Source organism: Micromonospora sp. WMMD730, assembly GCF_049178955.1.
Classification (GTDB): domain Bacteria; phylum Actinomycetota; class Actinomycetes; order Mycobacteriales; family Micromonosporaceae; genus Micromonospora; species Micromonospora wenchangensis.
Map to the genome: position 1 here is coordinate 6546478 of NZ_JBMHML010000002.1, position 14996 is coordinate 6561473.

The 14996-nt window shown below is 73.9% G+C and carries 18 protein-coding genes and 1 pseudogene; 6 read left to right on the forward strand and 13 right to left on the reverse strand.

The features are described from left to right. Positions 1 to 54: 54 nt before the first annotated feature. Positions 55 to 195, forward strand: a pseudogene (locus ACN265_RS27810) (FmdB family zinc ribbon protein); the annotation flags it as partial. A gap of 14 nt (positions 196 to 209) precedes the next feature. Here ACN265_RS27810 and ACN265_RS27815 read toward each other — a convergent pair. Next, the gene (locus tag ACN265_RS27815; RefSeq protein WP_421411745.1) at positions 210 to 458 is read right to left on the reverse strand and encodes a hypothetical protein; all 249 of its coding nucleotides are present in this window, start codon (positions 456 to 458) and stop codon (positions 210 to 212) included. Between the two features lie 285 nt (positions 459 to 743). Here ACN265_RS27815 and ACN265_RS27820 point away from each other — a divergent pair, with 285 nt between their 5' ends. Then, positions 744 to 1292, forward strand: a complete 549-nt coding sequence (locus tag ACN265_RS27820; protein WP_421410566.1) for a flagellar biosynthesis protein FlgA — start codon at positions 744 to 746, stop codon at positions 1290 to 1292. Positions 1293 to 1432: 140 nt separating this feature from the next. On the opposite strand, the gene ACN265_RS27825 is transcribed toward ACN265_RS27820, so the two are convergent. Then, positions 1433 to 1624 (reverse strand): hypothetical protein, encoded by a 192-nt coding sequence (locus ACN265_RS27825; protein ID WP_372444632.1) that lies wholly within the window; start codon positions 1622 to 1624, stop codon positions 1433 to 1435. Between the two features lie 1150 nt (positions 1625 to 2774). Beyond that, positions 2775 to 3257 carry a DUF2231 domain-containing protein gene (locus ACN265_RS27830; RefSeq protein WP_204927522.1) on the reverse strand — a complete coding sequence of 161 codons (483 nt, stop codon included), beginning with the start codon at positions 3255 to 3257 and terminating at the stop codon, positions 2775 to 2777. A gap of 166 nt (positions 3258 to 3423) precedes the next feature. Between ACN265_RS27830 and ACN265_RS27835 the strand changes: the two genes are divergently transcribed. Then, positions 3424 to 4278 (forward strand): oxygenase MpaB family protein, encoded by an 855-nt coding sequence (locus tag ACN265_RS27835; protein WP_421410568.1) that lies wholly within the window; start codon positions 3424 to 3426, stop codon positions 4276 to 4278. 36 nt (positions 4279 to 4314) lie between these two features. On the opposite strand, the gene ACN265_RS27840 is transcribed toward ACN265_RS27835, so the two are convergent. The 10 genes from ACN265_RS27840 to ACN265_RS27885 all read right to left on the reverse strand — a co-directional run bounded on the left by ACN265_RS27840 (position 4315) and on the right by ACN265_RS27885 (position 12221). Beyond that, on the reverse strand, positions 4315 to 5151 hold the full coding sequence (locus ACN265_RS27840) for a RecB family exonuclease (RefSeq protein ID WP_421411662.1): 837 nt from the start codon (positions 5149 to 5151) through the stop codon (positions 4315 to 4317). A 126-nt stretch (positions 5152 to 5277) separates the two neighbouring features. Further along, positions 5278 to 5892: a MarC family protein gene (locus tag ACN265_RS27845; RefSeq protein WP_421410570.1), complete on the reverse strand. Its 615-nt coding sequence runs from the start codon at positions 5890 to 5892 to the stop codon at positions 5278 to 5280. 40 nt (positions 5893 to 5932) lie between these two features. Further along, positions 5933 to 6799, reverse strand: coding sequence for a PHP domain-containing protein (locus ACN265_RS27850; protein ID WP_421410572.1), 867 nt, complete (start codon positions 6797 to 6799; stop codon positions 5933 to 5935). 24 nt (positions 6800 to 6823) lie between these two features. Beyond that, positions 6824 to 8014 (reverse strand): TolB family protein, encoded by a 1191-nt coding sequence (locus ACN265_RS27855; RefSeq protein WP_421410574.1) that lies wholly within the window; start codon positions 8012 to 8014, stop codon positions 6824 to 6826. 56 nt (positions 8015 to 8070) lie between these two features. After that, the gene (locus ACN265_RS27860; RefSeq protein ID WP_421410575.1) at positions 8071 to 8904 is read right to left on the reverse strand and encodes a SigE family RNA polymerase sigma factor; all 834 of its coding nucleotides are present in this window, start codon (positions 8902 to 8904) and stop codon (positions 8071 to 8073) included. A 103-nt stretch (positions 8905 to 9007) separates the two neighbouring features. Beyond that, a complete protein-coding gene (locus tag ACN265_RS27865; RefSeq protein ID WP_204927372.1) occupies positions 9008 to 9874 on the reverse strand; it encodes a PH domain-containing protein in 867 nt (288 codons plus the stop codon). A gap of 6 nt (positions 9875 to 9880) precedes the next feature. Further along, positions 9881 to 10039, reverse strand: a complete 159-nt coding sequence (locus ACN265_RS27870; RefSeq protein ID WP_165942702.1) for a hypothetical protein — start codon at positions 10037 to 10039, stop codon at positions 9881 to 9883. 116 nt (positions 10040 to 10155) lie between these two features. Next, the gene (locus ACN265_RS27875; protein WP_421410576.1) at positions 10156 to 10857 is read right to left on the reverse strand and encodes a DUF6758 family protein; all 702 of its coding nucleotides are present in this window, start codon (positions 10855 to 10857) and stop codon (positions 10156 to 10158) included. Positions 10858 to 11008: 151 nt separating this feature from the next. Continuing rightward, positions 11009 to 11632 (reverse strand): TrmH family RNA methyltransferase, encoded by a 624-nt coding sequence (locus tag ACN265_RS27880; RefSeq protein ID WP_204927371.1) that lies wholly within the window; start codon positions 11630 to 11632, stop codon positions 11009 to 11011. A gap of 97 nt (positions 11633 to 11729) precedes the next feature. Then, entirely contained in the window at positions 11730 to 12221 is a 492-nt protein-coding gene (locus tag ACN265_RS27885; protein WP_421410577.1) for a hypothetical protein, read from the reverse strand. Positions 12222 to 12890: 669 nt separating this feature from the next. Here ACN265_RS27885 and trxA point away from each other — a divergent pair. The 3 genes from trxA (at position 12891) to ACN265_RS27900 (ending at position 14889) form a co-directional block, all read left to right on the forward strand. Next, positions 12891 to 13253, forward strand: a complete 363-nt coding sequence (gene trxA / locus ACN265_RS27890) for a thioredoxin (RefSeq protein WP_088647038.1) — start codon at positions 12891 to 12893, stop codon at positions 13251 to 13253. An 85-nt stretch (positions 13254 to 13338) separates the two neighbouring features. Then, positions 13339 to 14385: an Rv2578c family radical SAM protein gene (locus ACN265_RS27895; protein ID WP_204927369.1), complete on the forward strand. Its 1047-nt coding sequence runs from the start codon at positions 13339 to 13341 to the stop codon at positions 14383 to 14385. 96 nt (positions 14386 to 14481) lie between these two features. Continuing rightward, positions 14482 to 14889: a CoA-binding protein gene (locus ACN265_RS27900; protein ID WP_421410578.1), complete on the forward strand. Its 408-nt coding sequence runs from the start codon at positions 14482 to 14484 to the stop codon at positions 14887 to 14889. Positions 14890 to 14996: the final 107 nt, after the last annotated feature.

The window sequence follows — 14996 nt, forward strand, 5'->3', positions numbered from 1 at the left end:
TTGGCACTCGAATACGTCGAGTGCCAACCGGCCGTACCAGATCCGGAGGAGAACGTGCCCACGTACCAGTACGCCTGCACCGCGTGCGGCCACCAGCTCGAGGCGGTGCAGTCGTTCTCCGACGAGCCGCTGACCGAGTGCCCCGCGTGCGAGGGGCGGCTGCGCAAGGTCTTCAACTCGGTCGGGGTCGTGTTCAAGGGCTCCGGCTTCTACCGCACCGACTCCCGGGCCTCCGGCAGCGAGGGCAAGAGCGGCGCGGCGAAGTCGCCGAAGTCGGAGGGTTCCTCGTCCGGCGGAGACTCCTCGGGTTCCGGCTCGTCGTCCAACTCGGGTTCGTCGTCCAGCTCGGGCGGGTCGTCCGGCTCGGGCGGGTCCTCGGCGTCCGGCTCGGGTTCGTCGTCCGGCTCGGGCGGGTCCCCGGCGTCCGGCTCGTCCAGCTCCACCAAGTCCCCCGCCACCAGCACCTCCTCCTGACCCCCACGCCCAGCACCCACCCCCGCCAGCCCGGGTTGATCAAGAGATTCGCGTCAAGTGGATCTCTGCGGATGACGCGAACCTCTTGATCACCGCCCCCGGGTCCCGGCCGGGGGCGGTCGGGGCGGGCCCGGGGCGGGTGGGTTTTCCACAGGGCGAGCCGTTGTCCACAGGCTGTGGACAACGGCTCGTAAGGTGTGTGGTTTCCGCCTAGCCTGCTGAGCCGGGACGCCACCGGGGCATCCCGGTGGAACAGGTGGAGGTGGGTCATGGCGGCCAGGGGCACGGGCGGCGACGGCTCGCTACGACCGTTCCGCTGGCCGCGTCGTCCGGGTGGGGCGACCCTGGTGCGCGCGGTACTGGTCGCCGTTCTGCTGGGTCTGGCGGTGATCGTCCTGGACGCGGGCCGGCCCGACCCCACCACATCCCACGGGCGTACGGCTGCCGACGGGATCGCCACCCCACACGGGCAGGACGCTGACCGACCCGATCCAGCTCGTGATCGAGCCGCCGACGGGAAGGCTCCAGGTGCGCTGCCACTGCCGAGCGGCTTCGTCGGAGTGCCCGTACGCCTGGCCGAGCCGGCCGCCCTCGCGGTCCTGCGCCCCGGCGCGCGGGTCGACCTGCTCGTGCTCCCGGCGGGACGGAACGCCGGTGAGACGGTCCTGTTGGCAGCCGACGCGCTGGTGCTCGACGTGGTGGGTGGGAACGCGGTCGACGGCTCGTCCGCGCTCTACCTGGCGGTCCGACCCGATCAGGCGCAGCGCTCGGTCGGCCAGCCGGAGGGCAGCCGCTTCAGCGTCGTCATCCGAGGATGATCCCGTCGTCGTCGTCGACGGCGGTTCGGGGCGCGCAGCGGGGCCGATGTTGCGGCATCGCCCACCCCGGATACCGCAACATCGGCACCCTTGAGTGGATCTTGCCGACGACCGTGCCCGGTCGGGCGGGCCCCGGGGGGTCAGCTCCAGTGCGGGGGACGCTCGGCGAGCAACCAGTCGTCGTTGCCGCCCCGGCGCTCACCCCAACCGAAATCGGTGTCGTCGGTGGTCTGCTCGGGCAACACCACGAAGTCGTCGCTGAGGTCGACCGTGCGGTCGTCGTCGCCGGGCACGCCATGCCCGGCCGGGTCCTCGGGGATCACGATCGGCAACACTACCCCGCGCCGGTCCCACCCCGGCGCACCACCGAAGGCGCTTCTCCGGCACCCACCCGGACCGCAGCGGGCGGGGTGCAGCCGACCGAACCGTCACCAGCGCCGGGGGATGCCGGTCGAAGATCGCCGCGTCGGACCGGCTGACGGGCTCCTCGCGTTGGTAGCGTCGGACGGCGTGACGACGCCCAGCGGTGCCAGCCCCGAGGACGAGTACTGGCGACGCCCGCCCACCCCCTCCCCCACCGGACCGACGCCCCCGTCGAGCGACGCGGAAACGGCGGAACAGGCGGACGCGGCCCCGCCACCCGCTTCCTCCCAGCCGCACCCGCCCGTCACGGACGGGTCGAGTGAGGCCGGCGCGGGAAGGGGAGCGGAAGCCGGCACGACAGAGACAGAGCCCGCAACCGGCCCGGGAGGCGTAACTGCCGAAGCCGGCCCGGGAGAAGGAACGGGAGCCGGGTCCTCAGCCGGCCCGGGGGAGGGAACGGAAGCCGGGTCCGCAGCCGGCCCGGGGGAGGGAACGGGAGCCGGGTCCGCAGCCGCGACGGATGCGAGGGCCTCGCCGGTACCGTCGCTCTGGGCCAGCCCGGCCGACGGGTCGGCGTCGGGCCTTCCGGCTCGGTCGTCCGCTGCACCGCCCACCCAACCCGGACAGCCCGGCCCACAGCCCGGCCAGCCCGCTCCGCCACCCGCCCAGCCCGGCCAGCACGCTGCGGGCGCGCCCTCCGGTGCGGGACCCGGCCCGGGGGCGTCCGGGCCGGCAGCAGGCCCGGCGGCACCGGAAACGGGCGGGCCCTTACGACAGACGGGCGGGCCGGTACCGCAATCGGGCAGGCCGGCGTCGAATACGGGCAGGGCGGCATCAGGCCCGGGGTGGGCGGGCGCGGGGCAGGCGGGGACGGCCGGTTACGCCGGGCCGCCGCCGACCACGCCCCCGCCGCCGGGCTGGCGTCCTCCCGTACACCTGGCGGCGACCCCGGCCCGCACCCTGCCGGCGCAGGACATGGAGGCGATGGACGCCGCGGAGCAGCAGGCGCAACGGATCACCTGGAGCGTCGGCGCGGTGGTCGGGGTCGTCCTGCTGGTGTTGCTCTGCCTGCTCTGCTCGCGGGCGCTGTTCTGACCGCCGCCCGACGGGGGTCACCGGTCAGAACGTGTTACTCCACACCGAGGCGGCACCGCTGTCCCCGGTGAGATAGACGTAGACCAGGGCGAACACGGCCAGCACCACGGTGATCGCGGTCAGCACCCAGGGCGTCCAGGCGGGCAGGTCCGGGGTACGCACCCGGTTGCTGGTCACCGCCAGCAGCAGCAACGCCGCCACGGCCAGGCCGATGGTGAACCACTGCAGCGTCTCGCCGTACTCGGAGTGCTCGTGGATCTTGGCGAGCAGTTCGGGCGAGTAACCCTTCGCCCGCAGCGCCTCCTCGAAGGCCTCCCCCGACTCGGTCGCCACCCAGGCGAGGACCGGGGTGATCACGGCCAGGACGGCCACCGCCCAGTCGAGGCGGGGCCGCCAGCGGGGCATCAGCCCGTAGGCGCTGGCGAGCAGCGCGAGCAGCGGCACGAAGACCACCACGGCGTGGACCACCAGGACGTGACCGGGCAGACCGTTGATCTCCTTGAACACCGACACCTCCGAGGGTGGAATGCGGGTTGCGGCAGACAGCGTACGTCGCGACGTGCCCCGCAGGAGTACACGCGGCGAAGACCGCTCAGGTTCATCCCGCCCGGTGGCGTCCCGGGCAGCGCCCCGACGACCGGCGGTTCCCGGCCGGGCGTGGCACTGTTGACGGGTGGACACCGACGATCTCGGCCTCTTCGGTCCCGGTTCGGTCACCTGGAAGGTGCACGACGAGCCGATCCTGATCGTCGCCGGCCTGCGTTCCCTCTACCTCCAGACCCTGCACCCCCGGGCGATGGCCGGGGTGGCCCAGAACAGCAACTACCGGTCGGACGCCTGGGGGCGGCTGGTCCGCACCGGCACGTACATCGACACGGTGAACTACGGCACCACCGCCGAGGCCGAGGCGGCCGGCCGGCGGCTGCGGGCCCGGCACGCCCGGCTGCACGCCACCGACCTGTTCACCGGGGAGCGGTTCCGGATCGACGAGCCGGACCTGCTGCGCTGGGTGCATGTCACCGAGGTCGAGTCGTTCGTGAGCACCGCCCGCCGGGCCGGCCTGGCGCTGACCGACGCCGAGGTCGACGGGTACTACGCCGAGCAGCGGCGGGCCGCCGCGCTGGTGGGGCTGGACCCGGCCGGGGTGCCGGGCAGCGCCGCCGAGGTGGCCGACTACTACCGGGCGGTCCGGCCCGAGCTACGGATGACGAAGGAGGCGGCCGAGACCGCGCTGTTCCTGACCGCCCCGCCGATCCCGTGGAAGCTCAGCCGACCGGCCCGCCTGGGGCTGAATCTGGGGCCGCCACGCTGGGCGTACTTCGGGGTGGCCGGCACGGCGCTCGGGCTGCTGCCGCCGTGGGCGCTGCGGCTCTACGGCGGCCTGGGGCTGCCCACCACCGCGCTGTCGGCCGACCTGAGCGTCCGGACGTTGCGGCTCGCCCTGGCGGCGCTGCCCCGCAACTGGCGGGAGAGCCCGATCCAGCAGGCGGCGAAGACCCGTGCCGCCCGCCGCACCGCCGCCGCCTGACCACCCCGGACGGGTCGCCCCGACGCGGACGGCCGGTCAGTCGGCCACCGGAGCGGCGGGACGGTCGATCGCCGACCACGGCTCACGGCCGGGGGTCTGCGCGCCGACTGGGCAGGTACGGCGGTAGTCGCACCAGCCGCAGCGGGGCCCGGCCACGGTGGGGAACGCCTCGTCCGGGTCGGCCCCGTCGGTGACCGCCCGCTCGGCGGCCATGATGTCCCGGGCGGTGTCCTCGGCGCGGCTGAGCTGCCGGGCCAGCGACTCCTCGCTGTGGTCGTGCCCGGCGACGGTGCCGGTCGGCAGGTGGTGCAGCTCCACCCGGCGGCAGGGCCGACGGAACGTCCGCTCGGCGGCGTACGCGTAGAGGGCGAGTGCCTGCGAGCCGCGTGCGTCGTCGGCGTCCAGCCCGGTACGGCCGGTCTTGTAGTCGACGATGACCAGTTCGGGGCCGTCCGGGCCGGGGCGGGAGTCGATCCGGTCGGCGCGCCCGTTGAAGGCCAGCACTGCCGTCTTGACGGCGACCACCCGTTCCACGCCCAGCGGGTCGTCGCCGGGGTCGAGGGTCGCGACGTAGCCTTCCAGCCAGCCCAGCGCCCGTTGGTAGGCCGCGCGCTCCTGCTCGTCGTCGCGGTAGCCCTCGCGGACCCAGGTGCCCTTGAGCAGGGCTGGCAGCGCCTCGGGACGCCGACGGTCGGCAGGCAGCGCATACCAGTTCTTCAGGGCGGTGTGCACGCTCGCGCCGAGCGAGTTGTGCGCCCACGGCGGGCCCTTCGGCGGGGCGGGCCGGTCGACGTAGGCGTAACGGTAGCGCCGGGGGCAGTCGGCGTACGCGCCGAGTTTGCTGGGTGTGCAGGTGAAGAGCCGTTCGGGCATGCCGGCGAAGCCGAGTTGCTCGGGTTGGCCGGAGCGGGACCGGGGAGTACCGGCGGAGGAGGCTCGTCGCACCCCGGTGATCCTGCCAGCCCGGTACGACAGCCCGCCGGCGGCACGACGGGCGGATCAGCTCATGTTCACGTACTGGGTGACAAAGGCGGCCACCGCGTCGGCGATGAGCTGCACGGCGATGGCGGCCAGCAGCAGGCCGGCGATCCGGGTCAGCACCTCGATGCCGCCCGGCCGCAGGATCTTGACGATCCCGCCCGAGAACCGCAGCACCACCCAGACCGCCAGCATCACCGCGACGATCGCGGCGGCGATCGCCGAGACCTGTCCCAACCCGTCGGCCTGCTGCACGAACAGCATGGTCGCCACGATCGCGCCGGGCCCGGCCAGCAGCGGAGTGCCCAGCGGCACCAGGGCGATGTTGGAGGTGGCCTGCTGGCTGGGGTCGTCGGCCTTGCCGGTGAGCAGTTCCAGCGCCACCAGGATCAGCAGCAGGCCGCCGGCCGCCTGCAAGGCCGGCAGGTCGACGTGCAGGTAGGCGAGGAGGGTCTGGCCGGCGACGGCGAAGACCACGATGACGCCGAGCGCCAACGCGACCGCCTGCCAGGCGGCCCGGTTACGGTCACGGGCCGGCAGGGGTCCGGTCAGGGCGAGGAAGATCGGCATCATGCCCGGCGGGTCGACGATGACCAGCAGGGTCACGAAGACCTCACCGAAGAGCTTGAGATCCACCGGACGAGGGTAGCGGTGCCGCTGGCAGGCGAAACGCGGATCACCCGGAAGCGACGCCGGTCACTCCGCAGGACGCCGCGACGATCCGCTCGTACGCCTCCGGCGCGGTGGTGTGCGCGCCCAGCCGGACGGTCTTGTGGCTGCCGTGGAAGTCCGACGAGCCGGTGACCAGCAGGCCCAGGTCGGCGGCGAGCCCCCGGACGTGCGCCGCCTCGGCGGGGGTGTGGTCCTCGTGGTCGGCCTCCAGGCCGGCGAGCCCCGCGTCGGCCAGCTCGGCGATCAGCGAGTCGGGGACGATGCGCCCCCGCCGGCTGGCCCGGGGGTGGGCGAACACCGGCACGCCGCCGGCCGCCCGGACCAGGGCGACGGCCCGGAACACGTCGATGTCCTCCTTGGGCAGCCGGTACCGCTGCCCCAGCCACTGCGGGCCGAACGCCTCGGTGGTGGTGGCGACCAGGCCGGTCCGGATCAGCGCGGCGGCGATGTGCGGGCGACCCACCGTGCCCCCGTCGGCGGCGGCCATGATCTCCGGCCAGCTCACGTCGATCCCGTCGGCCCGCAGCAGCTCGACGATCCGTTCCCCGCGTGCCTCCCGGGCCCGCCGTACCCGGGCCAGCTCGGCGACCAGCTCGGGGTGTTCCGGGTCGAACAGGTAGGCCAGCAGGTGCAGCGGCAGCGCCGGTTGGGCGCCCTGCCAGCGGCAGGACAGCTCCGCGCCCCGTACGAGGCTGAGCCCGGCCGGCAACGCGTCGACCGCCGCCGCCCACCCGGCGGTGGTGTCGTGGTCGGTGATCGCCACGACGTCCAACCCCGCGTCGGCGGCGGCCCGGACCAGTTCGGCCGGGCCCAACGTGCCGTCGCTGGCGGTGGAGTGGGCATGCAGGTCGATCAACGGGCGCGCGGGCATGATCCCGACGCTACCCGGGCAGGGTCACCCCGGGTCGGTGCCGGTCACCAGCACCGGCCGGACGCCGTCGGCGACCCCGGCGACCGGGGTCGAGGCAGCCCGCTGGCCCGCCAGCGCCTCGGCGGGGCGCAGCCGGACCAACGCGCCGTCCCGGTCGACGTACCCCGCCGTCCGGGTGTCCGTCCAGGTCACCACTCCGTCGATCACCGGGCCGGCGGTCCGCGACGGCGGGGCGGTGCCGGTCAGGTCGACCAGGACCGCGCCGTCCACCCCGGCGACCCGGCTGTTGACCAGCAACCAGCGCCCGTCGGGAGAGACCGCACCCCGGCCGTCGGCGGCGGGCGTCGGCGTTCCCCGGGTGGTGGCCGGGGTGAGGTCGGGGTCGAGCAGGGCCAGGTCGCTCCGTGCCCCGGCACGCACCCGGGCGGCCAACCGGCCGTCCGGCATGATCCCGTAGACATCGAGGACGTCCGGGGCGACGGGCCCGGGCGACCCGCCCGGCGTCGGCCGCCACCACCGGTGACCACCTGCGGCACCGGCCCGCAGCAGCACCCGGTCGCCGACGAACCGGACCGGCACCGCGTCGGCGGGCGGTCCGGTCACGGGGGCGATGAGCTGACCGGCGACGATCACGGCGGCGAAGAGCCGGCCGTCGTCACGCCAGGCCACCTGCCGCCCGTCGGGCGACAGGGCGATCTCGTCCGCCCCGGCGAGCAACGCCCGGGGCTCACCCCCGGCGGGCACCACCCAGAGGGTACGGCCGGCCGCAGTGACCGCCCCGGTCAGCAGCCAGCCGCCGTGGTCGGGTAGCCGCTGCGCGCGTTCGACCGGCCCGACGCCCAGCTCGTACCGTTGCCCGGCGGCGGTGACCAGGGTGCCGGCGACGACCAGGTCGACCCCGCCGTCGGCGGGTTGCTGCGGCGGGGCGGGCGCGACCGGCCCGGCGGACAGGCTGGCCACCCCGCGCGGGTCGCCGAGCACCACGGTCGGCGTGGTGGGGCGGTCCGGCTGCCCTCCGAGCTGGGTCATCCCCCCGGTGACCAGGGCGGTCGCCACGCCGGCCAGGGCGAGCCCGGCGACCGTACGCCGTCGTCGCACCCGACGGGCCCGCCCGAGCGCCACCCCGGCCGGGTCGGCGGGCAGCCGGTGCGGTACGGCGACCCGCTGGACGAGGGTCTCCCGCAGCGCCTGCTCCAGCGGCTCGTCGTGCGTCACGGCGAATGGACGCTCGGGGGCACCCGTCTGGTTGTCCGACCGGGGTGAGGAGGGTTTCATCGGCTCTCCGCAACGACCGCGGTGGTCGGGTTCGGTCGGGTGCCCGCGCCGACCGGCTGGGCCGTCGCCGGATCGTCGCCGGTCCCGGCGGGTGCCGCTCCCCGTGGGGAGGCTCCGACCCGGGTGGGCGGCCCATCGGCGAGGGCGGGCGGCGGGCCGGCGCGCCGCCCCCCACGGACCGGGGTCCGGCCCGGCGCGGGTGTCCGGGTTGTGCCGGTGGCCCGGTCGGGCGTCGGCGTACGGGCGGCGAGGGAGGGCCGGGCGGTGGCGGCCGGGCGGGCCGTCGGGACGGCCGGGGCGGGGCGGCCGGTCGGGTCGGCGGCGAGGTCGTGCAGCCCTTCGGCGGCGAGCCGGCGGCGCAGGGTGTTCAGTGCGCGCGACGTCTGGCTCTTCACCGTGCCGGGGGAGATCTCCAGCAGGGCCGCCGTCTGGGCCTCGGACAGGTCCTCGTAGTAGCGCAGCACCAGCACCGCCCGCTGCCGGGCCGGCAGCATGCGCAGGTGTCGCCAGAGGGCGTCCCGGTCGAGCTGCTGCTCGATCTCGTCCACCCCGGCCCGCTCGGGCAGCACCTCGGTGGGGCGCTCACCGTGCCATCGACGCCGCCACCAACTGGTGGACGTGTTGACCATCACCCGTCGGGCGTACGGCTCGACCGCCTCGATCCCGCCCAACCGCCGCCAGGCCAGGTACGTCTTGGTCAGCGCGGTCTGGAGCAGGTCCTCGGCGGTGGCCCAGTCCCCGGCGAGCAGGTACGCGGTACGCAGCAGGGCGCCGGAGCGCGCCGCGACGAAGTCGCGGAACTCGTCCTCCAGCGGATCCCGGTCGGCCACCGCTCACCTCCGCACCCCGTCCTGTCTGGCAGGCTGTCACGCCGGGCAGGGTCCGGTCGACGGCGGAAGGTGGGCAGTTCGCCCGACGTACGGACGAAAACGTTCAGGCGCCGTCGTCGGCCTTCGCCTCGTCGGCCTCCTTGCCCAACCGGGCCTCGACCGCCTGCGGCTCGTACATCTCCTCGACGACCCGCAGGTAGAGCTCGTTCGGGTTGGGCAGGTTCTTGATCTCCCGTAGCGCCTGCTCCTGGCCGGCGGACTCCAGCACGAAGGTGCCGTAGTTGAGTGCCCGACCGGTGGGGGTCTGCTCGTACTTCATGTCGGTGACCCGGGCCAGCGGCATCATGGCGACCTTGCGGGTGACGATGCCGTTGACCACCATGACCCGCTTGTTGGTCAGGATGAACCGGTCGTACCACCAGTCGGCGACCTTCCACGCGACCCAGCCCATCACCGCGAACCAGAGCAGCACGGCGATGGTGGTGAGGGCGCCGACGTCCTGCCCGGCGAGGAAGCCGGAGAGGTAGCCGAGAATGAAGGTGGCCGCCACACCGACGACGATCGGGGTGCCGAGGTGGATCCAGTGCCGCTTCCACTCGCCCCGGTAGCGCTCGGTGGGGAAGAGGTAGCGGGCGACCAGGGAGCTGGGCTCGTCCTCCAGGGGGAGCACCCGGCGGGGTGTCATGCCCTGGGCGTCGGACCGCAGGCCGGCCAGTTCCTCTTCGGAGATGACCGGCTGCTGGTAGCCCTCCTCCGGGTCGCGGACCCAGGTGCGCCCCTGGCCACCGAATCCCGGGGCGTCGCCGTAGCCGGCGTCGTCCGAGAAGGACGGTCCGCCGGTGGGTCCCGCCCCGGACCCGTAGGCCGGCCCGTCGTCGGGTCGGTACCTCGGGATCGGCTCGGTGTCCCGCTCCCGGCGGTCCCGGCCGGGATCGTCCGGGTCGAACGGGGGTCCGGAGGGGCTGCCCATCGGGGGTTAGGCGACGAGGCTCGTGAAGAAGTCGCCGAAGCCCTGGGCGATGTCCACGATGCCACCGCCGAGCGACTTGAAGACGTCCGCTGCCGAGTTTGGCCGGTAGGCAACGAAGAAGATCAAGAATGCGATACCGGCCCAGGTGAGGACCTTCTTGACCATAGCGGGCCATCCTCTCGCGCGGCGCCGGGTCCGTTTACCGCAGCGGCACCCAGAGTATCAGCATGATGTCGTAGCGTGAATATCTGCGTCCCATCTCCGACTCGCCCGGAGGACCGTCAGGCCTTTCCGTGCAGGTACGGGGACGGAGCGCCGTACACGAGCTCGGGCGGAGTCCACTCGGTGAGGTCGTGCAGGACGACATCTTCCGCGAGGAGGTGACCCGCGCTCGCCGGCCAGGCTATCGCATGGAGCCACATTCCCCGAGCCTCACCGGCGTACGCGCTTCGATCCGTTGCCGAATTGATTAACCACAGTGGAGTCGGATGGCCGCCGACCCTGATCCGCGCCGGCTCCACATGCTCGGGGTGACCAGGGCCGGGACCGGGCCCGGCCAGCACCTCCGTCAACTCTGGACCGGGGTCCGGGCCGGCCACCCCGGCGAACCGGGTGCCCAGTCCCACCCCCGGCTCCTCGGCCACGAGGACCAACTCGGCCGGTCCACCGCCGAGCGGCGCCGGCCCGGCGCACGCGACGGCCGTGGCGCGGACGCCACCGGCCTCGTCGCCGGCCCAGGCCACCCCGGTCACCGTCCAGCCGGACGGCAGCGGCCACGGGCACCACAGCGGCGGCGCGGGCCGCTGCGGGTCGTTCGCGGCGGCCACCCGGTCCACCACGCTCGCCACGATGTCGGCGTCGATGTGCTCGGGCACGTGCAGCGGGGCCACCGGCCCGCACCTGACGCACCGCGACTCACCGTGCATCAGGTCCGGTGGGCGTACCTGACCCGCACACCTCGGACAACTCACCACGACACTCACATCCCCACCGTGGCCCGGTGACCGCCCGCCGTCAAGCCGCCGCCACGGACGTGCCGCCCCTTTCCCCACCTCAGCGCCCGTACGGCGATTTCCTGCGGTCGGCCTCCACCCGGTGGAGGTGGCGGCCCGGCACGGCGCGGGCGGGCAGGGGTCAGGCGGGCGGGGCGGCGGCGTGGGCGCGTACCCAGGCGTGCATGGCGATGCCGCTGGCCACCCCGGCGTTGATCGACCGGGTCGAGCCGTACTGGGCGATCGAGAAGAGCTGGTCGCAGGCGGCGCGGGCGGCGGCGGACAGCCCCGGTCCCTCCTGGCCGAAGATCAGCACGCAGCGCCGGGGCAGGGTGGTGGTCTCCAACGGCCGACTTCCGGGCAGGTTGTCGATGCCGACCACCGGAAGCTCCCGACCGGCGGCCCAGCCGACGAACTCCTCGATCGTCGGATGGTGCCGGACGTGCTGGTACCGGTCGGTGACCATGGCGCCCCGGCGGTTCCACCGGCGTAGCCCGACGATGTGCACCTCGGCGGCGAGGAAGGCGTTGGCGTTGCGGACCACCGTGCCGATGTTGAAGTCGTGCTGCCAGTTCTCGATGGCCACGTGGAACTCGTGCCGCCGGGTGTCCAGGTCGGCCACGACGGCCTCCCGCCGCCAGTAGCGGTAGCGGTCCACCACGTTGCGCCGGTCGCCGGCGGCGAGCAGCTCCGGGTCGTAGCGCGGGTCGTCCGGCGGGTCGCCCGGCCACGGTCCGACACCCACGTCGAGCTGGTCCTCGGTCACGGTTCCAAGAGGGTACGGCCGCTGCGGCGAGCCCCGTGCGCCACCCCGACCGGCGCCCTCCGGGGCGCCCGCCCGGGTCCGCCGGACCGCCGCGCCCTCACCGCCCGCGCAGGCCCAACGCGTCGCCGAGGCGGTCCAGGAACCGCTGGTCGGTGGGGTCGGGGACACCGGTGCGGCAGACCCGGACCGCCACCGACTCCACCCACTGCCGGTACGCGGCGGAGTCTGCGGGGTCGGCGCGGCGGCGCAGCACCCGGACGGCGGCCCGGCAGGCCGGCGGCAGGTCCGCCGGGCCGGTGGGCCCGCCGACCGCAGCGGTCGCGCCGTCGTGCCGGGCGTAGATCGCGGCGACCACGGCGCGGACGAGGTCACTGTCGGAGGCCCGGCCGGCGGCGAGCGCGTCCAACCCGACGAGGCCGGCGGTGACGTCCCGGGGCGGGCGACCGGGACCGGGTGAGGCGGCGGCCACCAGCACCCGACCGGGCAGGGTGGTGAGCAGGTCCCACTCGGTGGCGGAGTAGACGGCGCTGGTCAGCGGTGCGGCACGCCGTCCGGCAGAGGGCGGCTCTCCGGCGAGGGAGTGGCTCATCAGGACCTCCGCCGTCAGCATAAGCCCGCCGGACGGGTGACGGGCTCGTCCCGGCGCGATCCGCGCCCGCCGCCACCCGGGGTCGCGGTACGGGCACCCGCGCGTCGCCGTCGGCGGGCAGCGGTGAGCACGACTCGACATGCCTTACCGGTGGTTGACTCAACCTGCCTTACCGCTGGTTAAGGAGACACCGGGCGGCGGGTGACGGCGAAATGTCACTCCCGGGCCCACCCGGGGGGAGACGCAATGAGCGGCGGGGCCCTCCCCGGCACCCGCCGCCCACGCTCTGATGTCGAAGATTCTGCCCCACCACGACGATGAACGGACAGAGACGGAGGTCACATTTATCTTTTCGTAACAATACTCAGAGTCACTAACGATCAACGAGAGAGCGATCTCCGCAGGTGAAGTAGTACCTTGTCAGGCGACAAGTTGATGCATGTTGGCTGCTCCGGGCGGCGATCTCCCTGGAAACGCTCCCATCACGGGCCGTCACGCAAATGCGTCGTGCAAGTGCAGTCCGCACGCGCGCATCGACAGATGCAGCTCGATGAGCGTGATCGGCGCTTCGGAGTGGGCCGGTTTCGGCGCGCCCCACCCGGGAATTTGCCGGGGTACCACCTGGTTCTACCGGACGGAAAAAGCAATCCGCGCTGATCGGAGAGTCCAATGGCAACCGTTGAGCTGACCACGGCCAACTTCGACGAGGTGACCGAGAGCAGCGGCATCGTGCTGGTCGACTTCTGGGCCGAGTGGTGTGGCCCGTGCAAGCGGTTCGCCCCGGTCTACGAGCGCTCGTCGGAGAAGCACCCCGACATCACCTTCGGCAAGGTCGACACCGAGGCGCAGCAGGAGCTGGGCGCCAAGTTCGACATCCGCTCGATCCCGACGATCATGGCGATCCGGGACGGCGTGATCGTCTTCGCCCAGCCCGGCGCGCTGCCCGAGTCGGCCCTGGAGAACCTGATCGAGCAGGTCCAGGCGCTGGACATGGACGACGTCCGCAAGCAGCTCGCCAACCACCAGCACTGACCACCGCCGCCGGCGGTCGGGCCCGACGGCCCGGCCGCCGGCGTTTCACTTGCGCCACGCTCGCACACATGTTCGAATGGACGGCATGCGCTGGGACCACCTCTCCGCTCCCCCGGACGAGGAGCGTCCCGACCGGGCAGCGCCAGCGACGCCACCCCTGCCGCTGGCGCTGCCCGGCGCGGTCACCCGCACGTTCGACACCCCCGACTTCGCCGGCATGACGTTCTACGAGGTGCAGGCCAAGTCGATCATCAACCGGGTGCCGGGCGGGTCGCAGGTGCCGTTCAGCTGGACGATCAACCCGTACCGCGGCTGCACCCACGCCTGCGTCTACTGCTTCGCCCGCAACTCGCACACCTACCTCGACCTCGACGCCGGCGCGGACTTCGACCGCAAGGTGATCGTCAAGATCAACGCCGGGGAGCTGGTCCGCCGCGAGCTGGCCGCGCCGCGCTGGCGCGGGGCGGCCATCGCGATGGGCACCAACGTCGACTGCTACCAGCGCGCCGAGGGCCGCTACCGGCTGCTGCCGCCGATCCTCACGGCACTGCGGGACTTCGCCAACCCGTTCTCGATCCTCACCAAGGGCACGCTGATCCTGCGCGACCTGCCGCTGCTGCGTCAGGCCGCCGAGGTCACCCGGGTCAGCCTGTCGTTCTCGGTGGCCTTCGTCGACGAGGCCCTGTGGCGGGCGGTGGAGCCGGGCACCCCGAGCCCACGCCGCCGGCTCGACGCGGTCCGCCGGCTCACCGACGCCGGCTTCGAGGTGGGGGTGCTGATGGCGCCGATCCTGCCCGGCCTCTGTGACGACGACGCGTCGATCGACGCCACCCTCGCGGCCATCGCCGCCGCCGGTGCCACCAGTGTCACCCCGCTGGCCCTGCACCTGCGCCCCGGTGCCCGCCAGTGGTATGCGCACTGGCTCGGCCGGGAGTTCCCGCACCTCGTCCCCCGCTACCGCGAGCTGTACCGGTCCGGGGCCTACCCGCCGCAGGCGTACCAGCGGGAGCTGACCGCCCGGGTGCGGATCGCTGCCCGCCGGCACGGCCTGCACCGCAGCGAACCCGGCGACACCCGTCGCGTGTCGGCCCCGCCGCCCGCACCCGCCCCCGAACAGCTCGCCCTGCTCTGAGCGGGCCGGTCGGGCGCGCGGCGTGCGGGCAGAGCCGTCCCCGGGCCCGGTGGCCGGGCCGGTCCCACCCGCCCGGAATCGGGCTAGGCTCGGCGGATGCGGACCGCACAGCAGCTCCTCGCCGACTCCGCCGTGATCGCCGTCGTGGGCGCGTCCCGCGACCCGGGCAAGGCCGCGCACCGGGTGCCGGCGCAGATGCAGCGGTACGGCTGGCGGATCATTCCGGTCAACCCGACCGTGGACGAGTTGTTCGGCGAGCGGGCCTACCCGTCGCTCGCCGACATTCCGCACCCGGTGGACCTGGTGAACGTCTTCCGCCCGGCCCGGGACGCCGTCGAGGTGGTCCGACAGGCGGCGGCGATCGGCGCGCCGGCGGTCTGGCTCCAGCTCGGCATCGTCTCCGCCGAGGCGCGGCGGATCGCCGAAGCGGCCGGCATGGACTACGTGGAAGACCGCTGCCTGATCGTCGAGCGGGCCGCCGCCGGCCTGTCCCGGCTTCCCTGACCGTCCCCGACCCGCCCCGACGAGGTGACCCGGCGTCAACCGGGTGAAAAGCCGCACCGCGCGCCGGTAGCGTCCGCTGGAGAGAGGCCACTGACCTGCGGCGGAGG